The sequence below is a fragment of the Duganella sp. GW821-FHT07F09 genome (assembly GCF_059418705.1).
On sequence record NZ_JBWKQJ010000015.1, the window covers coordinates 104,626 to 127,754 of the forward strand.

A 23,129-nucleotide genomic window follows, 5' to 3' on the forward strand; every position below is an offset into this window, starting at 1 on the left:
AAGCCTGTCAGGATTGTGAATCGTCAATTTGAGCCGCAGGCTGTAGAATGGACGCCATAGGTAAGATTGTGCTGCACGACGCCCAGAATAACAAGAATGAAACAAAGCGTCTGCGCACCGCCGGAAGATTTCTATCATCAAAAGGTGTCAATATGTCTAACGCAGCATTGAAGGAGCAAAATAACGAAGCGGTTTACGTCGCGTCGTTCGAAAATTTGCGCATGACGGATGTCGAATCCGTCGGCGGCAAGAACGCCTCGCTGGGCGAAATGATCAGCCAACTGGCGGAAGCCGGTGTGCGTGTTCCGGGCGGCTTCGCCACCACGGCGCAGGCATTCCGCGACTTCCTGTCGCATAGCGTCGGTGGCGGCAAGCCGCTGGCCGAGCGCATCGCCGACCGCCTCGCCGACTTGAACATCGACGACGTGCGCTCGCTGGCGCAAGCGGGCGCCGAGATCCGTCAATGGATCGTCGAGACCCCGTTCCAGCCACGCCTGCAACAAGAGATCGAGACCTTCTACGACAAACTGGTGGCCGATTCGAGCACCGAAATGTCGTTCGCCGTGCGTTCGTCGGCCACCGCCGAGGATTTGCCGGACGCCTCGTTCGCCGGCCAGCAGGAGACCTTCCTCAACGTCGTCGGCATCGAAAACGTGCTGGACGCGATGAAGCACGTCTTCGCCTCGCTGTACAACGACCGCGCGATCTCGTACCGCGTCCACAAAGGCTTCACCCACGCCGAAGTCGCCTTGTCGGCCGGCGTGCAGCGCATGGTCCGTTCCGACCTGGGCGCGGCCGGCGTGATGTTCACCATCGACACCGAGTCCGGCTTCAAGGACGTGGTCTTCGTCACCTCCAGCTATGGCCTGGGCGAGACGGTGGTGCAGGGCGCCGTCAATCCCGACGAATTCTACGTCCACAAACCGATGCTGGAAAAAGGCAAATCGCCTGTCATCCGCCGCAACATCGGCTCCAAACTGCTGAAGATGGAGTTCACCAACGAAGCCAAGGCTGGCCGCTCGGTCAAGACCGTGGACGTGCCGGTGGAAATGCGCAACCGCTACTCGCTGAACGACACCGAAGTGGTGGAACTGGCCAAGTACGCCGTCATTATCGAAAACCACTACGGCCGTCCGATGGACATCGAGTGGGGCAAGGATGGCCGCGACGGCAAACTGTACATCCTGCAGGCGCGTCCTGAAACCGTCAAATCGCAGCAGAAGGCGACCGACGTGCAGCAACGCTTCAAACTGAAATCGAGCGGCACCGTGCTGACCTCCGGCCGCGCGATCGGCCAGAAGATCGGCGCCGGTCCGGTACGCGTGATCCACGACCCGGCCGACATGGAACGCGTGCAGCCGGGCGACGTGCTGGTGGCCGACATGACCGACCCTAACTGGGAACCGGTCATGAAGCGCGCCTCGGCGATCGTCACCAATCGCGGCGGCCGTACCTGCCACGCGGCGATCATCGCCCGCGAACTGGGCGTGCCCGCGGTTGTCGGTTGCGGCGACGCCACCGAGATCCTCAAGGACGGCACCTTCGTCACCGTGTCCTGCGCCGAAGGCGACGAGGGCAAGATCTACGACGGCCTGCTGGAAACGGAAGTGTCGGAAGTGGCGCGCGGCGAGCTGCCGAAGTTGTCGACCAAGATCATGCTCAACGTCGGCAATCCGCAGCTGGCGTTCGACTTCCAGTCGGTGCCGAACGCCGGTGTCGGCCTGGCGCGTCTGGAATTCATCATCAACAACAACATCGGCGTTCACCCGAAAGCGATTCTGGAATACCCGAACATCGATGCGGACCTGAAGAAAGCGGTGGAGTCGGTCGCGCGCGGCCACGCCTCGCCGAAAGCCTTCTACGTCGACAAGCTGGCCGAGGGTATCGCCACCATCGCCGCCGCCTTCTGGCCAAAACCGGTGATCGTGCGCCTGTCCGACTTCAAGTCGAACGAGTACAAAAAACTGATCGGCGGTTCGCGCTACGAGCCGGACGAGGAAAACCCGATGCTGGGCTTCCGTGGCGCGGCGCGTTACCTGGCCGAGGACTTCGCCGGCGCGTTCGAAATGGAATGCCAGGCGATGAAGCGCGTGCGTAACGACATGGGCTTGACCAACGTCGAGATCATGGTTCCGTTCGTGCGTACGCTGGGCCAGGCCGAGAAGGTCGTCAACCTGCTGGCCAAGAACGGCCTGGTTCGCGGCGAAAACGAGCTGCGTCTGATCATGATGTGCGAAGTGCCGTCGAACGCGATCCTTGCCGACCAGTTCCTGGAGCACTTCGACGGCTTCTCGATCGGTTCCAACGATTTGACCCAGCTGACCCTGGGCCTGGACCGCGACTCCGGCATGGCGCTGCTGGCGGCCGACTTCGACGAGCGCGATCCGGCCGTCAAGGCGCTGCTGTCGCTGGCGATCAAGGCTTGCCGCGCGCAAGGCAAATACATCGGCATTTGCGGCCAGGGTCCTTCCGACCATCCGGACTTCGCGGTCTGGCTGATGGAGCAGGGCATCGAGTCGATGTCGCTGAACCCGGACTCGGTGATCGACACGTGGCAGAAGCTGGCCGCGCTGCAGAAGTAAGAATAAAGTTTGACGCGGGCTGAAAATGGTATAGACTGGAGTTGTCGAATTTAGTTGCAAAAAACTCTATCAATACCATCTGTCTTGCTGCAAAAACCCTCGTGTCCCGATTCGGGAAGCGGGGGTTTTTGCATTTTTCAACCGCCATAAAGGGAGAACATCATGGCTGACTGGAGTTACTGGCTTGTCGCCGCCGGGGCGATCGTCATCTTGGAGCTGTTCATCGGCACGTTCTACCTGCTGATGATCGCCATCGGGCTGGCCGCCGGCGCGCTGGCCGCGCTGCTGGGGCTCGGTCTGGCGTTGCAGACGCTGGTGGCCGCGCTGGTGGGTGTCGCCGCCACGGTCGCGCTGCGCCGCAGCCGCTTTGGCAGGCAGGGGGGCCGCGTGCAGGCCGAGCGCGATCCCAACGTCAATATGGATATCGGCCAGACGGTCAATGTGCCGGCCTGGCAGGATGGCTCGGCGCGCGTGATGTATCGCGGCGCGCTGTGGGACGTTGAGCTCGACCGCAGCGCGTTGGAGGCCAATCCCGCGCCGGGGCAGTACAAGATCCGCGAAGTGCGCGGCAGCCGCTTGATCGTGGCCGGCTAAGATTAATTCACTGGAGAGTTTAGATGGATATCAGTTTTGGTAACGTAAGTTTGGTGCTGTTTGTCCTGGCGTTGGTGTTTGTTTTCAAGACCATCAACGTGGTGCCGCAGCAGCATGCTTGGGTCGTCGAGCGGCTTGGTAAATACCATGCGACCCTGGGGCCGGGCCTCAATATCGTGATCCCGTTCGTCGACCGCATCGCCTACAAGCATGTGCTCAAGGAGATCCCGCTGGACGTGCCGCCGCAGGTCTGCATCACCAAGGACAACACGCAGTTGCAGGTGGACGGCATCCTGTACTTCCAGATCACCGACGCCATGCGCGCCTCGTACGGTTCGTCGAACTACATCGCCGCCATCACGCAGCTGGCGCAGACCACCTTGCGCTCGGTGATCGGCCGCATGGAGCTGGACAAGACCTTCGAGGAGCGTGACCACATCAACACCACGGTGGTCAACGCCATCGACGAATCGGCCGCCAACTGGGGCGTGAAGGTGCTGCGTTACGAGATCAAGGACCTGACGCCGCCGAAGGAGATCCTGCACGCGATGCAGGCGCAGATCACCGCCGAGCGCGAAAAGCGCGCGCTGATCGCCGCCTCCGAAGGCCGCAAGCAGGAACAGATCAACATCGCCAACGGCGAGCGCGAGGCGCAGATCGCCCGCTCGGAAGGCGACAAGCAGGCCGCCATCAACCGCGCCGAAGGCCAGGCCGCCGCCATCGTCGCGCTGGCGGAAGCCAACGCCTCGGCGCTGCGCCAGGTCGGCGCCGCGATCCGCGAGCCCGGTGGCGAGGACGCGGTCAACCTGAAGGTGGCGGAGCAATACGTCGGCGCTTTCGGCCAGCTTGCCAAAACCAATAACTCGATTATCATCCCGGCCAACCTGGGTGAGATGAGCGGCTTGATCGCGACCGCGATGCAGGTGGTGAAGACGCAGAAGGACGCGTCGCTGATCAAACCCGCCAAAGCATAAGGAGCGGATGATGGGTACATGGGCGGTGGACGCTTTCGGCAACGACTACGCGCAGGACTGGGCGCAGGATTTGCAGGAGGTTAGCAATCTGGACGCGGTCGAGGACACGCTGAACACGGCGCTCGACACCGGCGCCGGCGAGCTGGAGGCGCCGTTCGCGGCGGAGGCGCTGGTGGCCATCGAGGTCCTCGCGCGCCTTCAGGGCAAGGGCGGCGCGGCCAGCGCCGACAGCAAGGCGGTGGACGAGTGGGTCGGGGCGCGCAAGCCGAAAGCGCGCCGGCGCGCCGATCTGGAGGACAAGGCCTTGCAGGCCATCGCCCGCATCCTGTCCGACCAATCGGAGTTGCGCGAGCTGTGGGCCGAGAGCGAGCATTACGAGGAATGGCGCGCGTCGGTCGAAGCCCTGCGTGAACGCATCGTCGCCTGAAACGAAAAAACGCCCGGAAGGGCGTTTTTTTGATGGCGTGCCGCGGAAATTACTTGGCGGCCTTGCGGCGGCGCGCTGCCACGCCGATCAGACCCATGCCGGCCAACAGCATCGCGTAGGTTTCCGGCTCGGGCACAGCGGTGGTCAACGAGACATTGTCCAGCGAGGTGCCCAGGCTGTCGCTGGTCCCGGTGGCGATGAACTTCAGTTTCATCGCCGAACCGTCGCCGATCAGCGAGTAGGTTTGGGTTTGCCAGCCGCCGTTGAGCGAGTTATTGACGTGGCCGATCGAGTTGCCGCCCCAGTCTACCGACAGGCCTTGCGACGAGGTGGCTACGCCCGGGCGGTCCTGAAACTGGAAGCTCAGCGTATAGTGCTGGCCGAGGGTGGTCAGCACGGTCTGAGTCATGCTGCTGTTGCGCGTGGTGTCCAGCTCGACGAAGTTGAATCCATCGGGCGCCACGCCGTAGACGTTGTTGCGCAGTTCTATACCGCTGTGCCCGCCGGTCCAGCCGGTCAGGCTGGCGTAATTGGACCAGCTGCCTGCAGCCTGGTGGGTGGCCTCAAAGCTGCCGTTCACCAGCAGTTCCACGGGCGCGGCGAAGGCGCTGCCGGCGGACAGCATGGCGACGAGCGCGGAGGATTTGAACAGGTTCGTGACAGTCATTTTGGTATTTCTCCGTAAAATTTGTTTTTAGAAACTTATATTCCCTATAGGGTAACTTAATTGTAATCTAGTAATTTATTTTGTGCTAGTTTTTTCGGCAGCGCATGTCGCTCCGACGGCACAGGCCATGCGTCCCGCGCCGGACTGGCGGCGAGGAACAGCGTGCCCGGGAGGGCGCAAGGGGGAGGACACGCGAGGGGGCGTGCCGTGGAGTTTAGAACGCGTAGGTGAGCCCGAGGCTCCACGATTTGGGCGGGTGCACCGGATACCACGCGTAGCGCCGGCCGTCGTCCTGCACGTATTCGCGGGCGATTTGCACCGTCCAGTTACCGAAGGGGATGCCGACACCGAGGCGCGCGTCGATGCGCGAGGAGGTCGGGATGCCCGCCCAGTAGCCGCCGCTGATGTTATGCAGAACGCCCGCGTGGGCGATCAGGTTGAAGCGCGGATGCACCGGGTAGAAGGCGCTGACCTCGGCGTACACAGTCTTCACCGGGAAGCCCAGGTACTTGGGCGAGTAATAGATCCGCGTGCTGCCACGCTCAAAGCTCAAGCCGGCGTAGCACTCTGAAAAATCGTTAGGATGCGCTTGCGTGTAGGTGATGCGGCTGCAACCAACCTCCCAACTGCCGCCCGACTGAAGCCGACGCGCATAGCCGGCGTAACCTTGCAGCTTGTAGCCTTCGGCGTCGCCGATGGTCATGGCGCTGGCAAACCCGCCCAGATACCATCCCGCCACGCCGTCGATATTGATTGTGACCTGCGGCACGGCGTTGCCCTTGCCGGGGTTTTGTCCGCGATAACGATACTCCGACTGCAGCGCCACGCTGCCGCTGATGTCCATATCCAACTGCGCGCGCGCGGGCGGCGCCACCGCGCACAGGCAGGCGAGGCCGATGACCAGACCGTGTGATTTCACGGGTTGGCGCCGCGCTGGGTCAATTTGGCGGGGCAGCCGCAGCTGCAATGGTCGATGAGATGGGAAATGGTGGCGCATGCGTCAATATTAACAGCGTTCAACACTTCTGACGGTTGCAGCATGCGCCGCAACTGGGCGGGCGTGGCGCCCGGCTGCAATTCTCCCAACAGCGCCAGCATGCCGGACACGTGGGCCGCCGCGTACGAGCTGCCGCTGACGAAGGACCAGCGCGCGCCCGGCGCGGTGGTCGGGACGTCGTTGCCCGGGGCGAACAGCGGCCGCTCCAGCCCTGCGGCCGCCGCCGTCTTGACCATCAACGCTGCCGCGCTCACCGGCGCGAAATTGCCGGACACCTTGACACTCGGCTGCGAGGCGACGGCCAGCACGCCGCGATGGCTGGCCGGGAAGGTTGGCGCGCTCGCCTGCGCGTCGATCGCGCCGACCACGCCGATGCCGCGCTGCAGCGCCACGTCCAGTAAACGGTCCAAGAGCCTGTCGGGCGGACCGGACAGGCTCAGGTTGATCACTTTGGCGCCGTTGAGTATGGCGTAGTTGATGGCTTTGCTTAAGGTGAAGCTGTTACATCGGGTGCCCTGGTTGGGTAGTTGCCAGCAGGCCCGCAAGCCCATCAGCTTGGCCCTGGGCGCCACCCCGACGATGCCGCCGTGGCCGGTGCGCGCGGCGATGATGCCGGCGACGGCCGTGCCGTGGATCTCCGGCGGCGGCTCGCCGTTGTCGACGAAGTTGGCGTTGACCGCCAGTTGGCCCTGCAGATCGGGGTGGTTGCCGTCGATGCCGCTGTCGATCACCGCCACACGTACTTCGTTGCCGGTGGTGTAGCGGTGCAGGTCTGCCACATGCCAGTAGCGGGCTGCCGGCTGCACCGGATACAGCGCGTCGGCCGCGCCGGCGCCGGCCGCCGCGTTCGCGGCGGGTGCCAGCGGCGCGGTCTGCGGCGCGGCGCCGCGCGGCGCCTGTCCGGCCATGCCTTCGAACCTGGCCACCGGCTGCGCCCATTCCACCTGCGGATCGCGCGACAGCTGCTCGATGATGCGGGCGGCGTCGGCGTTGTCCTTGTAGCGCATCACGTAGCAATCGATGCCGAGCAGCGACATGGCCCAGCCTTCGACCACCGTCATGTCGTGCTGCCGCGCCAATGCTTCGGCGCGGCGCCGGCGTCCGCCGCTGCCGCTGTCGTCCATATAGCGGCCGCCATAGGTGGCGTCGGGCCGGTAGTGGGTGGCCGGCAGGCGCAGCATCACCAGCAGCTGGTTGGCGCCAGGGTCGTGTGCGCCGTCGTCGGCCGGCGGCAGTATGCGTTCGTCGCCCGCAGGCGGGGCGGCGCCGGCCACGGGAGTCGGTGACGCCGCTTGCGCGTCATGGGAACCAGCGAAGACGGTGCCGGCCGATAACGCAAACAAGGCGGCAAGCACGATGGCGCGCGCGTTCAAGGCGTGCCGCCGTCGTCGAGCGCCTCGGCCAGCTTGACGGCCGGGTCGGCGCGCAGCGCCTGCAGCGCGCGGTCGCGGTTTTCCGCCGGCACGCTGATCAGGTAGGCGTCGGTCACGGTCGGGCCGTCGACCACGCGCGCCCCTTGCGCTTGCAGGATGCGTCGCAGTTCGCGTTCGGTGGTGGTGGGCTGGAACATCACCACCAGATTGCCGGCCGGGGCGACGCCGACGCTGTTGCCCAGCACGCGATACGCGGCGGGCGCTTCGTCGGGACGCGCCAGCAGCGCGATCAGGCCGACGATCAGCACCCATTGCGCCGCCACCGCCCAGCGCAGCCAGGTCGGCTGGTTGGCCGCGCCCATGGCCCACCAGCGCCGTGGCACGACCGGGACGCCCGGCGCCGGCGCGTCGGCCAGCGGCTTGACATCGGCGGGAGGCGCGACCGTTGCCTTGCCGGCGGGCGCCGCGTTGGCGCGCACCGGGGCATCTTCAATGTCGTCCACCGGACCCAGCGCGGGCAGTATGCGCGCCCAGGCCCGTTCCATGTCCACACCCGGCGGCAGGGCGGTGTCGGCGCTCCCTTGGTCCAGCATCTCGCGCTCCCATTGCAAATCCTGACGGCATTGCTCGCAGGTGTGCAAATGCACTTCCACGCGGTGCGCGTCGTCCGCTTCCAGTTGCGATGACGCGTACCAGGGCAGCAGTTCCTGCACCGCCTGGTGAGCCGGGACATCCAGTCTGAAGACTCGCCCGTTCATCGACCGTTCTCTCTCTCGTTCCACAACAAATCCTTCAATCTGTGCCGCGCGTGGAACATACGGGTTTTGACCGTGTTCACCGGGCAATCGACCACTTCAGCGATGTCGCTGTAGGCCATCTCGTGATAATAGGTTAGCACCATCACCGCGCGCTGTGCGGCGGGCAACTGATCCAACGCCTCGGCGACCGTGTTTTGCAGTTGCAGCCGGGTGATCGTCTGCTCGGGCTGGTTGCCGCTTTCATCCTCGTACAATGAAGCATCGGATTCCACCGGATCGTCGCTGCCACGCAAACCCTTGAGGGTCTTGCGGTAGGCGATGGCGAAAATCCACGTGGACGGCTTGCAACTGCCGTCGAAGGTCTCGGCTTTTTGCCAGACCACCAACATGGTGTCATTGACAATTTCCTCGATCAAGGTTGCATTGCGGGTCATCCGTCCGATAAAGCGCGACAGGCGCGAAAAATAGCTCCGGTACAACTGCTCGAAGGCGGCCCTGTCCCCGCCCGCTATCCTGCCTAGCAGGCACGCCTCGTTCGCATCCGGTAATGAGCCCGTCGACAGGCCCTGTGATTGACGCATCCGCCATCCTCCATTGTTTGCCGTAGATGCCGTTTCGCCGACAAATGGTTCTACTAAACAGCAAATAAATACGTGCAACAAGCACGCAACAAGCGGTCACCAGCGACGCCGGGTCAAAACCTGTCCATGACGCATGCTACCACCCGGATTGGGCTACCATGGCATTCATGAACCTGAACGCTCAAATCGATCGCCTGCAAACGTTTTTACACCAGCACCGGCGCGTGCTGGTCCTGACCGGGGCCGGCCTTAGCACCGACTCCGGCATCCCCGACTACCGCGACAAGGATGGCGTGCGGCGCGGCCGCACACCGATCCAGGGGCCGGATTTCCGTCGCGACGAGGGCGTGCGCCGCCGTTACTGGGCGCGCAGCATGGTGGGCTGGCCAACGTTGGCCCATGCCGCGCCGAACGTCGGCCACCGCGCGCTGGCGGCGCTGGAGGAGGCCGGCCGCATCGACGGCCTGATCACGCAAAACGTCGACGGCCTGCACCAGCGCGCCGGCAGCCGCAAGCTGATCGAGCTGCACGGCAATATCCATGGTGTCGTTTGCCTGGACTGCCGCCGCATCAGCGAGCGCGCCGCGATCCAGACGGCGTTGCTGCAAGCGAATCCCGGCCTGTTCGCGGTCGACGCCGAGGTGCGTCCCGACGGCGACGCCGAAGTCGAGCTGGAGGCGCTTCAGCACTTCCACGTGCCGGTCTGCGGGCATTGCGGCGGCACCTTGCAGCCGGATGTGATCTTCTTCGGGGATAACATCCCGGCCCAGCGCACGGCCGACGCGCTGGCCATGATGGCGCGCGCCGACGCCTTGCTGGTGGTCGGATCGTCGTTGATGGTGTTTTCGGGCTACCGTTTCTGCAAGCTGGCGGCCGAGGCGGGCAAGCCGATCGCGGCGATCAATCTCGGCAAGACCCGCGCGGACGACCTGATCGGACTGAAGGTGGAGGCGGCCGCCGCCGAGGTGCTGCCGCGCCTGCTATGAGTTCGGATTAGTTCCGCTGCAACATCGAACGGACGATGGCTTCCTTGGCCAGCACATAGTCCTGTCCGGCCAGCACCAGGTTGGAGTTCGGCTGGATCACCTTGACGTTGATGAACACCATGTCGCTGGTTTCGGCGTAGGAGCCGACCACGATCGCCTGGGCGTTGTGCGCGGTGGCCACCTCGCCGATTTCGCGGGTGAGCATCAGCTCGCCCTGATTGCGCTTCAGGTAGACGTTGTTGCGCAGTTTCATCTCGATCATGCGCATGCCGCCCTGCGCCAGGCGGGTCGACACCTGCTCCGACACCAGCCGGCCCAGGGTCGTGGTCTGCTCCAAAGCGTCGATGTTGACGATGGTGGCCATGATCAACGGCTTGTCGGCGGTCAGCTTGCCGCTGAGTTGATGCATCAGCGAATCGGCGGCCTTGTAGTTGGCGTCGATGAACTGGTTGGACGAGATCGTCGAATAGTTGCCTTCCTCCTTGGTGGCGGTGGAGGAACAGGCCGCCAGCAGCAACGGCAGCGCCAGCGCGGCGGCGCGGGCCAGGGATGTCATCGGCATTTACATGTCTCCGCGTACTTTGAAGGTACGGGTCAATTTGGTCAGTTCGGCGTCCTGCTCGAGCACGCCGTACAGTTCGCGGTCGGAATCGGCCACGTAATAGGCCGACGTGGTGCGCGCCAGGTAGCGGTACTGGTCCGACACCGACAGGGTCACGATGATCTCGGTCTTGGGCGTTTGGCCGGGGGCGAACTGGGCGTTGTTGAGGTCGTACGGGTCCCAGCCGGCGTTCATCGCCTCCTCGGTCGATAGCGGCGCCGGCGACAGCTCGGCCATCGAAACGCCGCCGGGCAGCGCCGTGCGCTCGCCGATAGGACGGTATTGCGGACGGTCGGCGGCGAAGGTGACGGCCTGGATGTCCAGGTCGATCTTGAGCGAACCGGCCGGCGTGCGCGTGACGACATAGCCGTCGTTCACCAGCGAGGTCGTCAGCTGGGTGACCAGCGCGCGCTGGAAGGCGTTCGACTCGGCCGGCTCATTGATGAAGACCGGGCGGGGCGGGCTCTTCTTGAGCTCGGCCACCAGCCGCTTTTCGATGCTGTTGGACACCACGCCCCAATGGTAGGCGGCTTGCAGCTTGGCCTGCTTGGTGATGGGGAAGTTCGCGGCCAGCGGGGTGGGCGTGTAGCGCGCCGCACATCCTGACAGGATCAAGCCGGCTGCCAGAGCCATTGCAGTTTTCAGCGCCATTGTTGCCTCATCGTCAAAAGTCTAACGTTATCCGGCGCCGCGAAAAGGGAACGGCGGCCGCCGAATGTAAAATCATCCAGCGTCCAGTTTAGCATGGATGTTTCCGATTAGAAATTCTCAAGGCGATAAAAAACCCGGTTCGGGACCGGGTTGTGTACGGAGCGCGCAACAGTTTCGGCGGTTTTAGCGGCTGTGGGTCTTCATCGCGGCCGCCACCTCGCGTTTGCCGTCGCGATCCTTCTCGGTGGCGCGCTTGTCGTGCATTTTTTTACCCTTGGCCAGGCCGATTTCACATTTGACCCTGCCGCCCTTGTAATGCAGGTTGAGCGGCACCAGCGTGTAGCCGGAGCGCTCGACCTTGCTGATCAGCTTGTCCATCTCCTGGCGGTGCAGCAGCAGCTTGCGGGTGCGCACCGCTTCCGGGCTGATGTGGGTCGACGCGGTGGGCAGGGCGCTGATGTGGGCGCCGAACAGAAACAGCTCGTCGCCACGGATGGTGACGTAGGCCTCCTTGATCTGCACGCGGGCGTCGCGGATCGCCTTCACTTCCCAGCCTTCGAGCACGATGCCCGCTTCGTAGCGGTCCTCGATGAAGTAGTCAAAAAAGGCTTTTTTGTTATCGGCTATGGTCATGGGGTTCGTAAATCAGCTGTAAACCCGTGCGGGTCGGTTAAACTACTGCTTCGCGTCAAAAAACGCGACTAATTCAACATCATAGCAAATGGTTAGCCAATGGCAGTAGTGCACAAATCAGTTTTCCTCGGTTACAGCGCCCAGCAGATGTTCGACCTGGTCGCCAACATCGATGACTATCCCAAATTTCTGCCGTGGTGCAGCGGCGTCGAGATCCGCGAGCGCCGCGACAACGTCGTGGTGGCCAGCATCGGCATCAACTACCATGGCGTCAAGCAAAGCTTCACGACCTCCAACGAGAACACGGCGCCGACCACCATCAAGATGAAGCTGGTCGACGGTCCTTTCAAGTGCCTGGATGGCGTGTGGACGTTCAAGGCGCTGCGCGAGGATGCCTGTAAAATCGAACTGGATATGCACTATGAATTCTCCGGCACCTTGCTGGACAAGCTGGTCGGGCCGGTGTTCGGCATGATCGCCAACAGCATGGTCGACTCCTTCTGCAAACGGGCGGAAACCGTCTATGGCGGCTGAACTGATCGACGTGCAAGTGTGCTATGCCAGCGACGCGGTGCAGTTTCTGCGCGCGCTGCGGGTGCCCGCGGGCACCACGCTGGAGCAGGCCATCGCCGCCAGCGGCGTGCTGGCCGAGGTGCCCGGCATCGACCTCACCACGATGCAGGTCGGCATCTACGCCAAGAAGAAGCCGCTGGACACGGTGCTGCGCGAACACGACCGCGTCGAAATCTACCGCCCGCTGATCGCCGATCCCAAGAACGCGCGCCGCCGCCGCAAGGCCGCCGCCTGACAGGGTATGCGGTCACATGTCGGCGGTGCGGCTAGCCGGTGGAGTGATCCAAGCCCTGGTCGGCAATTAAAAAAGAGGTAGCGGATAACAAGCTACAATATTGGCCAACCGAAAATATAGCGGAGCCAAATTGATCGAAACACACACCGCACCACAAATCCTGCACCGGGCCGGCGTCGTATTGCTGGTCGTCGGCGCGGTCGATATCGCCTATATGATCTGGTGCCTTTCCACCGGCGCCAGCTATTCCTACAGCATGACCATCCCCGCCGTGATCGCCGGCGTGTTGCTGATGCGCGGCAGCCTCAAGGCCGCCACCGCGCTGATCTGGATCGCCGCCATCCTGCTGCCGATGGCCGTGGCCAGCGGCGCCATGTCGCTGATGCAGCCGCTCGACCTGACCATGACCGAACTGCGCCTGGCGCCGGCGGCCCGTTTCGGCGCGGCGCTGCCGCTGGTGATCTTCTGCGCGCTGTTGTACTGGCTGTTGCAGCAGTTAGGCCGCCAGCCGGTGCAATCGGCGATCCAGACCACCGGCCGCAAGAAGCCCGCCATCAACGTGGCGCTGACCATCGGCGTGGCGCTGTCGATGCTGGCGCTGACCGGCAAACAGCTAGGACAGAACAGTGATTTAAAGAAGAAGGCGGAGCAGCTGGCGCAGGAAAAGCACGGCGCGCAGTTCCGCTATCACGCCACCAGCATCACCCCGCGCGACGATATGGAAGGCACCTTCGTCGAAGCCAAGGTCCAGGCGTGGAACCAGAACAGCGTCGACACCGTCGACGTGTTCTGGAAAGAGAAATGACGCAAGAGGACCGCGGCATCGCGTGAACCGCGATGCCGCGTGCGGGACGGCTTAGCGTCCGCTGATGTTGAGCGTACGCGCGTCCAGCTTCACCTTGACGGTGGCCGCAGGCTTGGCGCCCGCCGATTCGGCCAGGGTCACGATGTACTCGCCGCCGGCGATCTTCCAGGTCTTGCTGGCGCTGTCGTACATGGCCAGCAGGCGCGGATCGATCTTCACCTTGGCCTTGCCGCTGGCGCCGGCCTTCACCGCCACCTTGTCCCAGCCGCCCAGGCGCTTCGGCGCTTCCCAGCCGCCGGCCGCAGGCGACAGATACACCTGTCCAACCGCCTTGCCATCGCGCTTGCCGGTGTTTTGCACGTTGAAGGTGACGTCGATGCCGGCGCCGTCGGTCGATTTGTTCGCGCTCAGGTCCGCAAAGGCGAAGCTGGTGTACGACAGGCCGTAACCGAACGGGAACAGCGGCTTGTGGCCCTTCAGGTCGAACCACTTGTAGCCGACGGCCGCGCCTTCGATGTTGTAGTCGGTGGTGACCTTTTCCATGATGGCTTCATCCTTGGTCACCGCGTCGCCGTCGATCACCGGGCGTGGCAACTGCGCCACCGAGGCCGGGAAGGTGGCCGGCAGGCGTCCCGACGGATTGACTTCGCCGGTCAGCACGCGCGCGATCGCCGCGCCGCCGCTGGTGCCCGGATACCAGGCTTCGACCACGGCGCCGACGTTGTTCAGCCACGGCATGACGATCGGGCCGCCGGTCTGCAGCACCACGATGGTCTTGGCGTTGGCCTTGGCCACCGCCGAAATCAGCGCGTCCTGCTTGTTCGGCAGGTTCAGGTCCGGCGCGTCGATGGCTTCGGCCATCCACTGGTTGCCGAACACGATGGCGACGTCGCTGGACGCGGCCAGCTTGGCGGCGGCTGCGGCGTCCTTGCCGTCGTTGTACACCACCCTGGCGTTGGTGCGCGTGCTCAGCTCCTGCATCGGCGACGAGCGGTGGTAGACCATCGGACCAGGGAAGAAGGCCGGGCCTTCGTTGGCGACCGGCGACAGGCCGACCGGATAGACCTGGGCCGAGCCGCCGCCGGACAGCACGCCCACGTTGGCGTGGCCGCCGATGATGGCGATGGTGCGCACGTTGGCGCCGAGCGGCAGCAGGTCGTTGCTGTTCTTGAGCAGGACGATGGCCTCTTCGGCGTCCGCTTGCGAGATCTTGCCGTTGGCGGCGAAGTCGATGCCCGCGTCGTCGGTGGTCGGGGTGACCACCGGATGCTCGATCAAGCCGTTGGCGAACATGGCGCGGGTGATGCGCTTGACCATGTCGTCCAGGCGCGCCTGCGGCACGTGGCCGTTGACGACCGCTTCCTTCAGCGCTTCGTTGAAGTACGCCGATTTGTCGAACGGGTGGCCCGATTGCTGATCGAGGCCGTGCATCGCGGCGGGGACGGTGGAGTGGGTCGCGCCCCAGTCGGACATGACGTAGCCCTTGAAGCCCCAGTCCTGCTTCAGCACCTGGTTCAGCAGGTAGTCGCTCTCGCAGGCATAGGAACCGTTGACGCGGTTGTACGCGCACATCACCGAACCCGGATCGCCGCGCTCCATCGCGATCTGCAACGCCAGCAGGTCCGACATGCGGCCGGCGGTGTCGTCGATCTTGACGTTGACGTGATTGCGGTTGGTTTCCTGGTCGTTGAAGGCGAAGTGCTTCAAGGTCGAGACCATATGGTTCGACTGCACGCCGCGAATCTGCTCGCCGACCATGACGCCGGCCAGCAGCGGATCCTCGCCGCCGTATTCGAAGTTACGGCCGTTGCGCGGCTCGCGCAGCAGGTTGACGCCGCCCGCCAGCATGATGTTGAAGCCCGTCTTGCGCGCTTCGCTGCCGATCATCGCGCCGCCGGCGAACGCCAGTTCCGGATTCCAGGTGGCCGTCGTGGCCAGGCCGGAGGGCAGGGAGGTGCGCTGGTACGGTTTTTTCGATGCCGCCTGGGTGGCGACGCCGACGCCGGCGTCGGCCTGCCATTGCGGCGGCAGGCCCAGACGCTCGATACCCGGGATGAAGCCGGCCGAATCCTTGCGGCCTTCCTTCGGTGCGACGTGTTTTTTGGATTCGAAATCGGTGGAGAAGTAGCCGAACACGGTCTGGATTTTCTCATCCAGCGTCATCGCCTTGACCAGTTGCTCGGCACGGGCGTCCGGCGTCAGCTTTTTATCGAGCCATGGGCGCTTGGCGTCGGCGGCATGGGCCGCTCCGCTTAACGTGGAAGACAGCATGAGGGGATAAACCAGTGCCAGTGACAGCCAGAGACGCTTCTTCATACGATTGCTATGTCCTTATATTTCGATTTATAGGTCGGCGCGCGGGATTAAAACCTCGAGCGCGTATACTCCACCCGCAACGATACCGGTCACGCGCGGTTCAGGCAATCGTTTTCCGTCCAGCGTGACCTGAATTTCGCCCACGTCGGCGCGGCGGATCGACACGTCGAAGGTCGCGTAGCGGAACTGGCGTGTGACCTTGATGCCGTCCCAGTGCTTGGGCAGTTGCGGATCGACCAGCAAACCGTCGCTGTCGCCTTTCAAGCCGCACAGCCCTTCGATGAAGCAGCGGTAGGCCCACGACACGGTGCCGGTGTTGAACAACTGGCTGGAGCGGCCCGCCGTGCGCGGATATTGGTGGTACGCGCCGCGATAGTAGTTGGGGATGAACACCGGCAGTTGGCCGCGCTGCAGATAATCGGCCTCGCTCGGGCCGGGGATCATCTGGCGCAGCAGTTTGTAGGCGCGGTCGCCTTCGCCGACCGTGTACAGGCTGTAGATGTAGAAAATCGATGCGTGGTTGTAGACCGCGCCGTTTTCCGCCGAACCGGGGTGTTTTTGCGTCACGCGGCCTACATCGTCGCGCATGGCGCTGTAGGGCGGCGCGAACATCGCCACGCCGTACGGCGTATCCAGTTGCTCCTCGATCTGCGCCATCATCGCCGCGCGTTTGCCGGCATCTGCCGCGCCGCCTAGCATCGCCCACGCCTGTGGGTTCAGATAGATGCGGCCTTCCTTGTCCTTGCTGATGCCGAAGGTGACGTTGTCGTCGGTGATGCCGCGCGCGTACCAGTCGCCGTCCCACAGGTGTTCGTTGGCCGCGCGGTTGACCGCCACGGCGCCGGCGCGGAAGTGCTTCGCGCTTTCGGCCAGCGAGGCGCTGGCGCCGCTTTTCTCGCAAATCTCCGCCCACAGGTTCAGCGCGTAGGCGGTGGCCACGGTCAGCCAGCCCGACACGCCGCGCCCCTTGTAGCCGACCATGTTCATCGGATCGCACCAGTCGCCCTGGGCGATGTAGCTCAAGCCGCGCTGGTCGCGCGCCTGCAGCAGCCAGTCCATGGCGCTACTCATGCGCTCGGAGACGGTAAGGGCGACCCCGCTGTCGTGGCCGACCACGTCCTCGTTGAGAATGTCGTAGTCGCCCGTTTCGTCCAGATACACCTTCAGCGCCACCGGCAGCCACACGCAATGGTCGGTGTGCGGCACCTGGTTGATGTATTTGAGCTCCGCGCCCTCGGCCAGCAAGATCCCGTCCGGCATCGCGCCGCTGGCCTCCTGCTGCGACAGCGCGTGCAGGAAGGCATGGCGCATCACGCCGGGCTTGATGAAGCTCATGCCCATATTGTCCTGCAGGTAGTTGCGGGTCTGCGGATCGGTGCTGAGGCGATTGACGTCGCCGTGGTAGAACACTTGGCGCGGCAGCCAGTTGTTGACGAAATTATCTAGCTCCTTGTCGGGCGTCTCGATGCGCAGGCATCCGCGTCCGCCGGCGATATAGTCGGCGTAGTCCTTGCGGGCGGCGTCGAAGGCGGAGGCGCCCAGGTATTTTTCGCGCATGGCGATGATTTCGGCATCGTCGAAGGCCGGGCCGAAGATGAAGCGGTAATCCTGCGCCTGGCCCTCCGCCAGCGCCAGGCGGTATTGCACCACGGCGGCCGGCGTCTCGTAGCGCGCGTCGCCGTTGACCAGCAACGGCTCCTGGATCGCGCTCGGATAATGCAGGCCGCCTTCGCCCTCGAACGCCTGCTGCTGCACCTCCCACGCCACCGGCGCCTGCTCGCACAGGAAGTAGGTCTTGTCCTTGAAATCCTTCTGCTTGAAGTAGTCGGTGACCTTTTGATACGGTGTCACGCTGCTTGCCACCACGCCGCCCAGATCCTCGCGATACTCGCCCGACTGGTTCATCCACGACATGTAACCGATCGGGAAGTAGGGATAGACACTGAGCTTGCGCGCGCGGCCCGACAGATTGGTCACGCGCAGCGACCACAGTTCCACCACGTCGGTGGTCGGAATGCTCAATGTCAGTTCGATCCTCAGGCCCAGGTGCTCGATGGTCCATTCGATGTCGCTTTTGCCGACCGAGAAATTGAAGCTGTCGACCGGCGTGCGCACCGGCTCGTACGGCGCCGAGAACAACTCGCCCGTTTCCTCGTCCTTGATATAGAAGAAGCGGCCCGGGTGATGGGCGTAGTAGTTCTGCTCCGGTTGCATGAAGGTCTTGGCCTCCAGGTTGGGCGCGTAGGCGTACTTGGCGGGTTCCGGCTGCATGTACTGGGCGACCGCGTAGCCACGGCAGGTCACCTGGATCATCATTTTCTGGTTCCACAGGAAGCCGGCGGCGCGCGGCATGGCCGTGGCGCTGGTCAGTTCGAAGCGGTCGCCATTGTGGGTTGGGCGTAGCATGAGACGGTCTCCGTATTAAAGCTGAATGAGGTGTTAAGTTATGCGGGTTTGGCTTTGCGTTCTTCCAGCTCGGCCTGGATCTGCACCAGCTTGGTGTTATCCAGGTTATAGAAGAACATGACCGCGACGGCCAGCGCCGCGAAGGCGGCCGGAATGAACGACATCAGCCAGACGATGCCGGCCTGCGAGCCGACCGACTGCGCCGCGTTGGCGACATAGCCGAGCTGCGTGAACAGCGAGCCGATGACCGCGACCGCGATCGCGGTGCCCAGCTTTTGCGAGAAGGTGGCGGCGGCGAAGGTCATCGCGGTGGCGCGGCGGCCGGTGCGCCATTCGTTGTAGTCGGCGGTGTCGGCGTACATCGAGAAGGCCAGCGGCGACTTCGGCCCCAGCGCCAGGCCCATGCCGATCTGCAGCGCGAACATCAACGTGACCTGGTCCTTGGGCACGAAGAAGAAGGCCGACGACAGCACGGCGGTCACGCTCATCAAAATCATCATCAGCTTCTTCTTGTCGACGAAGCGGGTGAGGAAGGGCGTGATCGAGGCGCCGATGGCGGCCGAGATCATATATGCCGGCACGAAGCCCTGCATCAGCTCCGGGCGTCCCACCACATATTTGAAGTAGTAGGCCGCGCTGGTGGTGCGCAAGGTGATCGTGATCATGATGATCAGCGCCAGGAAGAACAGCACCACCCACGGCCGGTTCTGCGACAGGTCGCGGATGTCCTGCGCGACGTTGGATTTTTGCGAGGGCGCCGGCGCGATGCGTTCGCGCGTGTTCAGGAAGGTCAGCACGAACAGGCCGGAGGCGAACACGCTCCACACCAGCATCGTCAACTGCCAACCCAGTTTGTCGTCGCCGGCGCCCAGCCACGACACCATCGCCGGCGTGGCGGCGGTGACCAGGGTGCCGCCGGCGAAGGCGAAGATGAAGCGCAGGCCGTTGACGGTGGAGCGTTCCTGCGGATCGGCCGACAGCACGCCGGACAACGCGTTGTAGGGGATGTTGATGCAGGTGTAGCAGACCATCATCAGCAGATAGGTGCCGTAGGCCCAGATGATCTTGCCGTCCTCGCCCAGGTCCGGCGTGGTGTAGGTGAGGATGGCGGCGCAGGCCAGCGGCACCGGCACCCATACCAGGTAGGGGCGGAACTTGCCGAAGCGGGTGGTGGTGCGGTCGGCGGCGGCGCCGATCATCGGGTCGGTGAAGGCGTTGATGATTTTGATCGTAAACATCATCGACGCCGCCGCACCGGCCGAGATGCCGAACACGTCGGTGTAGTAGATCAGCAGGAAGGTGGCGATATTGGTCCAATAAAAATTGAAGCCCATATCGGCGATGCCGTAGCTGATCTTTTCACGCCAGGTCAGTTGTTTATTCACAGTCGCCTTGTTTTAACGGTCGATGACAGTCTGATGCCGTCGATTCTTGCACATGTAAAAACAGGCAGTGAAGCCGGAACTCCACTGCCCGAACAGGGCGGATCGCTGATGCCGTGCACGGGCGCGCATGCTTGCGCACGGGTCAGAGGGAGACGCCGCCCCGAGAGAGCTCGGTTTGCGGCCGTCAGCCGGGGGCTGGCGGCGCGAATTTGGGGGTAACGCTGGTAGCGGTAACTGTGGCGGATGTCATCGTGTCTCCTGCTTGGTTGTTTTTAAAATCTCCCGCACCAGCTCGGAAGGGGCCTTGCTGATGTCGAGCACGATGCCGGCTTCGTCGGCCTGCAGCGGTTCCAGCGATGCCAACTGGCTGTCCAGCAGCGAGGTCGGCATGTAGTGTCCGGCGCGCGCCGCCATGCGCGAGGCGATCAATTCGCGCGGCCCGTGCAGATGGGCAAAACGCAGTTGCGGGTCGGCGCCGCGCAGCAGGTCGCGGTAGCGGCGCTTCAGGGCCGAGCACGACAGCACCAGGCCGGCCTGGCGGTCGCGCGCCGCGATGATCTCGGCGTGCAGCGCCTTCAGCCAATCGGCGCGGTCGCCGTCGGTCAGCGCCATGCCGGCCGACATCTTGGCGACGTTCGCATACGAGTGATAGGCGTCGCCCTCCAGGTATGGCGCGCCCAGCGCGGTGGCCAGTTGCAGCCCGACCGAGCTTTTGCCGCAGCCGCTCACGCCCATGACGACCCAGCGGACCTGCGTTGTTTGATTACTCATATTCGTATAGTGATGTTAGCGCTAACAGATTGTTTGTAGTGTAAGCTTTTGCCGCGATTTGTAAACAAGAATCTATGGTGCGCCGCATCAATGCGCGAATCTATCGCGCCCCGCATTACCGCGACGCGGCTGGCGGGCTGCCAGGGCTCAGGCGCTTTCCCGCGCCATCAGCGTGAAGCCCAGGTCGATCTGGCGCGTCGGCGGCACCTCGCCCTTGATCACCGCGCGCAGCAGGGTGGCCGCCTCGAAGCCGATGCGGTAGCGCGGCGTGCCGATGGTGGTCAGCGACGGATTCATCCACGCCGACGCCGGCAGGTCGTTGAAGCCGCAGATCGCCAGCTGGGTCGGCACCGAGATGCCGCGCCGCTGGCATTGATAGATGGCGCCGTGCGCCAAGTCGTCGTTGCAGCAGAAGATGGCGTCGCAGTCGGGCGCCTGGGCCAGCATGCGCCCCAGCAGCTCCGCGCCCAGCGCGATGGTCGACGGCTCCGCCACCATGACCTCCAGACGGACGTCGGCCAGGCCGGCCTCGTTCATGGCCTGGCGGTAGCCCTCGGCGCGGCGCAGGGTCCGCTCGTCGAGCTGGGCGCCGATGAAGCCGATGCGCTTGTGGCCCTTGTCGAGCAGATAGCGCGTCATCGCCTGGCCCGCCTGGAACTGCGAAAAGCCCACCGTCAGCTGGGCCGGGTCGGTGGACATGTCCATCATCGACACCACCGGCACGCGCGAGTTGGTCAGGATCTGCTGCACCCGGTCGCTGTGCGACAGGCCCGACAACAGCATGCCGTCCGGATTCGACTGCAGGTAAGTGCCGATCAGCTTTTCCTCCTCCTGGTCCGAATAGCGGGTGTTGCCGATCAGGATTTGATAGTCGTCGGCGTCGAGCGCGTCCTGGATGCCGGCCAGCACTTCCGTGAACACGGCGTTCGACAGCGACGGCACCAGCACCGCGATCACCTTCGACTGCGACGAGGCCAGCGCGCGGGCGGCGCGGTTGGGCACGTAGCCCAGTTCGATGACCGCCTTGTCGACCCGGTCGCGCAGCGCCTGCGACACCATGTCCGGCTGGGTGATCGCGCGCGACGCGGTCATGGTCGCCACGCCGGCATGTTTGGCCACCATCGCCAGAGTGATGCGGCCGCTGGCGCGGCTTCTGCCCGCTTGTGATTTCGTCATCAGTAATACTTATAGTGGTATTGATAGCGATATCATACGGCAGCTTACGCCGAAAGGGAGAGGGGGAAAGTGCTTATTGGCAGCCAGCCAACACTTTTTGATTCTTTTTACCCATTTCGGCGCGCTCCTGGTCGCTCAGGACGGCGCGCTCGCCGTTTTTATCGACATTGACCATGCGCATGCCCTGGTCCAGCGCCCGCTGGTTTTGCCGCGCGGCCTCGCAGTTGGCGGCGGCGTCGGCTTTTTGTTGCGCTTCCTCGGCGGTTTTGCGTTCGGCGGCGGCGGCGTCGGCGCGGCGCTTGTTGAAGGCATCGTTGCGTTCGGCCAGTGTGGGAGGGGGCTTGGCTCCGGCGTCGGTCGCCGGGGTGGCGGCCGCCGGCGGCGTATCGGCTTCCGGCGGTGCGGCGTTGGGGTTGAACGGGACCTTGCCCGGCGCCTTCAAAATGCGCTTTTCGGGCACCGACGGCGGAGGCGGGCGGTCCGACAATTGCTTGACGCCCTTGTCATCGATCCAGATGTACTGCGCGAGTGCCGCGCGCGGCAGGCCCAGCGCCAGCACGAGCAGCAGGGCGGAAGATTTGGCGAGCGGGAAGTGCGCTCGGCGCGTACTGCGAAGGTGGTCCATGGTGCGCTCCGGTAACTATGGAGCTGATTTCGCCATGATTCGGCCCGGGTGTCAACCGATGTCGTGTGAGGCGCCGGGTGGCGTCGACCGGTGTCGACGCCACCTTTCATACTGCCGGCGTGTTAAGCCAGCCTGCTGCTTATGCCGCCAGTGCCGCGTCGGCTGCCTTCTTGCGGCCTTTGAAACGCGCGCAAAGGCCGAGAGCGGCCAAGCCCGCGCCCATCATGGCGAACGGTGGCAGCTCAGGCACAGGGCTCACGGCAGGCGCCGTGTCGAACGACACCGTCAACGCGGTGATGCTCATCGAACCATAGGCGGGATTCGTGTCCAGGCTGTAGAACATATAGGCGATGAGGCGATCATAGCTGCCGCTGGCCTCGCTCGCATTGGAGCTGAACGACAAAGTGCCGCTCGTCGGCGCGGTGGTGGGCGCGCTGCTGGCGCTACCTTGGGCGTTGCCGACCAGGTCGGCGGCATACGGTCCGCAACTGTCGCAGTACGGCGACAGCACGTCGATGCTGGCGCGCGCGTACGCGTTGTAGGTGCCATCGTAAGGCCATGGGCCGGGCGGCGTCTCCAACTGGTATTGCACTTCCATTGTGAAGCTCAGTTTGCCCGTGAGGACTTTGCCCTCGTGCGCGGTGACGTCGAACGCGTGTTTGAAAGAGGTGTGGTTTGGAATGCCGTCTTCGACATACGGGCCGCTGGCAAAGGTGAACGTGTTGCCGCTGTTTGAAACAAGGTTGAAGCCGGAGAACCAGACGTCGACGTCGGCGCCTTGGGCGGTGTCGGCAATGGCCGGAGCCGCTGTCGCGACAATCAGCGCCGCCGCGGAAAACAACTTCATGATCGATTTTTTCATATACACCCTTGTATGATTGGATTGTCCGCCCCTGATTGATATTAAATAACCAAGAGTCGGCGGCACTATACCTAGTTTGTCAAACGAGCAAACTCTCAAAATGTAACATTGTTAAAATAATTATATGGGCGGCGAAGGGCGCGGGGAGAAG

23 protein-coding genes are annotated in these 23,129 nt (G+C 63.8%); 8 read left to right on the forward strand and 15 right to left on the reverse strand.

Translation table 11 applies throughout. From position 1 onward, the window contains the following. Window positions 1–152: 152 nt before the first annotated feature. From ppsA to AC07P1_RS30025, 4 genes are all read left to right on the forward strand, one after another. A complete protein-coding gene (gene ppsA / locus AC07P1_RS30010; RefSeq protein WP_494699265.1) occupies window positions 153–2,582 on the forward strand; it encodes a phosphoenolpyruvate synthase in 2,430 nt (809 codons plus the stop codon). A gap of 162 nt (window positions 2,583–2,744) precedes the next feature. Beyond that, the gene (locus tag AC07P1_RS30015; protein ID WP_494699266.1) at window positions 2,745–3,176 is read left to right on the forward strand and encodes an NfeD family protein; all 432 of its coding nucleotides are present in this window, start codon (window positions 2,745–2,747) and stop codon (window positions 3,174–3,176) included. A gap of 23 nt (window positions 3,177–3,199) precedes the next feature. Then, window positions 3,200–4,150: an SPFH domain-containing protein gene (locus AC07P1_RS30020; RefSeq protein ID WP_209714004.1), complete on the forward strand. Its 951-nt coding sequence runs from the start codon at window positions 3,200–3,202 to the stop codon at window positions 4,148–4,150. Window positions 4,151–4,160: 10 nt separating this feature from the next. Further along, window positions 4,161–4,577, forward strand: a complete 417-nt coding sequence (locus AC07P1_RS30025) for a DUF4259 domain-containing protein (RefSeq protein WP_494699267.1) — start codon at window positions 4,161–4,163, stop codon at window positions 4,575–4,577. 49 nt (window positions 4,578–4,626) lie between these two features. Here AC07P1_RS30025 and AC07P1_RS30030 read toward each other — a convergent pair whose 3' ends face one another. From AC07P1_RS30030 to AC07P1_RS30050, 5 genes are all read right to left on the reverse strand, one after another. Further along, window positions 4,627–5,244, reverse strand: a complete 618-nt coding sequence (locus AC07P1_RS30030) for a PEPxxWA-CTERM sorting domain-containing protein (protein ID WP_494699268.1) — start codon at window positions 5,242–5,244, stop codon at window positions 4,627–4,629. Window positions 5,245–5,458: 214 nt separating this feature from the next. Then, window positions 5,459–6,163 (reverse strand): TorF family putative porin, encoded by a 705-nt coding sequence (locus AC07P1_RS30035; RefSeq protein WP_494699269.1) that lies wholly within the window; start codon window positions 6,161–6,163, stop codon window positions 5,459–5,461. Beyond that, entirely contained in the window at window positions 6,160–7,614 is a 1,455-nt protein-coding gene (locus AC07P1_RS30040) for a S8 family peptidase (RefSeq protein ID WP_494699270.1), read from the reverse strand. Before AC07P1_RS30040 ends, AC07P1_RS30035 begins: the two co-directional genes overlap by 4 nt. Beyond that, window positions 7,611–8,372, reverse strand: a complete 762-nt coding sequence (locus AC07P1_RS30045; RefSeq protein WP_494699271.1) for a zf-HC2 domain-containing protein — start codon at window positions 8,370–8,372, stop codon at window positions 7,611–7,613. The genes AC07P1_RS30040 and AC07P1_RS30045 overlap by 4 nt, the downstream gene beginning before the upstream one ends. Then, on the reverse strand, window positions 8,369–8,953 hold the full coding sequence (locus tag AC07P1_RS30050; RefSeq protein ID WP_471706487.1) for an RNA polymerase sigma factor: 585 nt from the start codon (window positions 8,951–8,953) through the stop codon (window positions 8,369–8,371). Before AC07P1_RS30050 ends, AC07P1_RS30045 begins: the two co-directional genes overlap by 4 nt. A gap of 158 nt (window positions 8,954–9,111) precedes the next feature. On the opposite strand from AC07P1_RS30050, the gene AC07P1_RS30055 reads away from it, so the two are divergent. Continuing rightward, complete coding sequence (locus tag AC07P1_RS30055; protein ID WP_494699272.1) at window positions 9,112–9,939, forward strand: NAD-dependent protein deacetylase; 828 nt, start codon at window positions 9,112–9,114, stop codon at window positions 9,937–9,939. Between the two features lie 7 nt (window positions 9,940–9,946). On the opposite strand, the gene AC07P1_RS30060 is transcribed toward AC07P1_RS30055, so the two are convergent. From AC07P1_RS30060 to smpB, 3 genes are all read right to left on the reverse strand, one after another. Beyond that, on the reverse strand, window positions 9,947–10,501 hold the full coding sequence (locus tag AC07P1_RS30060; protein ID WP_090313827.1) for a FlgO family outer membrane protein: 555 nt from the start codon (window positions 10,499–10,501) through the stop codon (window positions 9,947–9,949). Beyond that, window positions 10,502–11,173, reverse strand: a complete 672-nt coding sequence (locus AC07P1_RS30065; protein ID WP_494699273.1) for a hypothetical protein — start codon at window positions 11,171–11,173, stop codon at window positions 10,502–10,504. Window positions 11,174–11,374: 201 nt separating this feature from the next. Further along, window positions 11,375–11,824 carry an SsrA-binding protein SmpB gene (gene smpB, locus AC07P1_RS30070; protein ID WP_090313823.1) on the reverse strand — a complete coding sequence of 150 codons (450 nt, stop codon included), beginning with the start codon at window positions 11,822–11,824 and terminating at the stop codon, window positions 11,375–11,377. Window positions 11,825–11,923: 99 nt separating this feature from the next. Between smpB and AC07P1_RS30075 the strand changes: the two genes are divergently transcribed. The 3 genes from AC07P1_RS30075 to AC07P1_RS30085 all read left to right on the forward strand — a co-directional run bounded on the left by AC07P1_RS30075 (window position 11,924) and on the right by AC07P1_RS30085 (window position 13,437). Continuing rightward, the gene (locus AC07P1_RS30075) at window positions 11,924–12,358 is read left to right on the forward strand and encodes a type II toxin-antitoxin system RatA family toxin (protein ID WP_494699274.1); all 435 of its coding nucleotides are present in this window, start codon (window positions 11,924–11,926) and stop codon (window positions 12,356–12,358) included. Next, complete coding sequence (locus AC07P1_RS30080) at window positions 12,348–12,632, forward strand: RnfH family protein (protein WP_494699275.1); 285 nt, start codon at window positions 12,348–12,350, stop codon at window positions 12,630–12,632. The genes AC07P1_RS30075 and AC07P1_RS30080 overlap by 11 nt, the downstream gene beginning before the upstream one ends. A gap of 130 nt (window positions 12,633–12,762) precedes the next feature. Then, window positions 12,763–13,437, forward strand: a complete 675-nt coding sequence (locus AC07P1_RS30085) for a hypothetical protein (protein WP_494699276.1) — start codon at window positions 12,763–12,765, stop codon at window positions 13,435–13,437. Window positions 13,438–13,488: 51 nt separating this feature from the next. On the opposite strand, the gene AC07P1_RS30090 is transcribed toward AC07P1_RS30085, so the two are convergent. From AC07P1_RS30090 to AC07P1_RS30120, 7 genes are all read right to left on the reverse strand, one after another. After that, complete coding sequence (locus AC07P1_RS30090; RefSeq protein WP_494699277.1) at window positions 13,489–15,753, reverse strand: glycoside hydrolase family 3 C-terminal domain-containing protein; 2,265 nt, start codon at window positions 15,751–15,753, stop codon at window positions 13,489–13,491. Between the two features lie 27 nt (window positions 15,754–15,780). After that, window positions 15,781–18,159, reverse strand: coding sequence for a GH36-type glycosyl hydrolase domain-containing protein (locus tag AC07P1_RS30095; protein ID WP_494699278.1), 2,379 nt, complete (start codon window positions 18,157–18,159; stop codon window positions 15,781–15,783). 38 nt (window positions 18,160–18,197) lie between these two features. Beyond that, window positions 18,198–19,544, reverse strand: a complete 1,347-nt coding sequence (locus tag AC07P1_RS30100; protein ID WP_494699279.1) for an MFS transporter — start codon at window positions 19,542–19,544, stop codon at window positions 18,198–18,200. 246 nt (window positions 19,545–19,790) lie between these two features. Continuing rightward, on the reverse strand, window positions 19,791–20,315 hold the full coding sequence (locus AC07P1_RS30105) for a gluconokinase (protein WP_494699280.1): 525 nt from the start codon (window positions 20,313–20,315) through the stop codon (window positions 19,791–19,793). A gap of 147 nt (window positions 20,316–20,462) precedes the next feature. Next, window positions 20,463–21,491, reverse strand: coding sequence for an HTH-type transcriptional regulator GntR (gntR, locus tag AC07P1_RS30110; protein WP_494699281.1), 1,029 nt, complete (start codon window positions 21,489–21,491; stop codon window positions 20,463–20,465). 73 nt (window positions 21,492–21,564) lie between these two features. After that, on the reverse strand, window positions 21,565–22,116 hold the full coding sequence (locus AC07P1_RS30115; protein WP_494699282.1) for a DUF4124 domain-containing protein: 552 nt from the start codon (window positions 22,114–22,116) through the stop codon (window positions 21,565–21,567). 139 nt (window positions 22,117–22,255) lie between these two features. Beyond that, window positions 22,256–22,963: a hypothetical protein gene (locus AC07P1_RS30120; protein ID WP_494699283.1), complete on the reverse strand. Its 708-nt coding sequence runs from the start codon at window positions 22,961–22,963 to the stop codon at window positions 22,256–22,258. Window positions 22,964–23,129 lie beyond the last annotated feature (166 nt).

Bases quoted from the DNA above. Each gene is read 5' to 3' on its own strand.
- AC07P1_RS30025 (WP_494699267.1), top strand. From the start codon at position 4,161: ATGGGTACATGGGCGGTGGACGCTTTCGGCAACGACTACGCGCAGGAC.
- AC07P1_RS30015 (WP_494699266.1), top strand. From the start codon at position 2,745: ATGGCTGACTGGAGTTACTGGCTTGTCGCCGCCGGGGCGATCGTCATC.
- AC07P1_RS30120 (WP_494699283.1), bottom strand. From the start codon at position 22,963: ATGAAGTTGTTTTCCGCGGCGGCGCTGATTGTCGCGACAGCGGCTCCG.
- AC07P1_RS30090 (WP_494699277.1), bottom strand. From the start codon at position 15,753: ATGAAGAAGCGTCTCTGGCTGTCACTGGCACTGGTTTATCCCCTCATG.
- AC07P1_RS30055 (WP_494699272.1), top strand. From the start codon at position 9,112: ATGGCATTCATGAACCTGAACGCTCAAATCGATCGCCTGCAAACGTTT.
- ppsA (WP_494699265.1), top strand. From the start codon at position 153: ATGTCTAACGCAGCATTGAAGGAGCAAAATAACGAAGCGGTTTACGTC.
- AC07P1_RS30050 (WP_471706487.1), bottom strand. From the start codon at position 8,953: ATGCGTCAATCACAGGGCCTGTCGACGGGCTCATTACCGGATGCGAAC.
- AC07P1_RS30060 (WP_090313827.1), bottom strand. From the start codon at position 10,501: ATGCCGATGACATCCCTGGCCCGCGCCGCCGCGCTGGCGCTGCCGTTG.
- AC07P1_RS30045 (WP_494699271.1), bottom strand. From the start codon at position 8,372: ATGAACGGGCGAGTCTTCAGACTGGATGTCCCGGCTCACCAGGCGGTG.
- AC07P1_RS30095 (WP_494699278.1), bottom strand. From the start codon at position 18,159: ATGCTACGCCCAACCCACAATGGCGACCGCTTCGAACTGACCAGCGCC.
- AC07P1_RS30030 (WP_494699268.1), bottom strand. From the start codon at position 5,244: ATGACTGTCACGAACCTGTTCAAATCCTCCGCGCTCGTCGCCATGCTG.
- AC07P1_RS30065 (WP_494699273.1), bottom strand. From the start codon at position 11,173: ATGGCTCTGGCAGCCGGCTTGATCCTGTCAGGATGTGCGGCGCGCTAC.
- AC07P1_RS30080 (WP_494699275.1), top strand. From the start codon at position 12,348: ATGGCGGCTGAACTGATCGACGTGCAAGTGTGCTATGCCAGCGACGCG.
- AC07P1_RS30105 (WP_494699280.1), bottom strand. From the start codon at position 20,315: ATGAGTAATCAAACAACGCAGGTCCGCTGGGTCGTCATGGGCGTGAGC.
- gntR (WP_494699281.1), bottom strand. From the start codon at position 21,491: ATGACGAAATCACAAGCGGGCAGAAGCCGCGCCAGCGGCCGCATCACT.
- AC07P1_RS30075 (WP_494699274.1), top strand. From the start codon at position 11,924: ATGGCAGTAGTGCACAAATCAGTTTTCCTCGGTTACAGCGCCCAGCAG.
- AC07P1_RS30115 (WP_494699282.1), bottom strand. From the start codon at position 22,116: ATGGACCACCTTCGCAGTACGCGCCGAGCGCACTTCCCGCTCGCCAAA.
- AC07P1_RS30020 (WP_209714004.1), top strand. From the start codon at position 3,200: ATGGATATCAGTTTTGGTAACGTAAGTTTGGTGCTGTTTGTCCTGGCG.
- smpB (WP_090313823.1), bottom strand. From the start codon at position 11,824: ATGACCATAGCCGATAACAAAAAAGCCTTTTTTGACTACTTCATCGAG.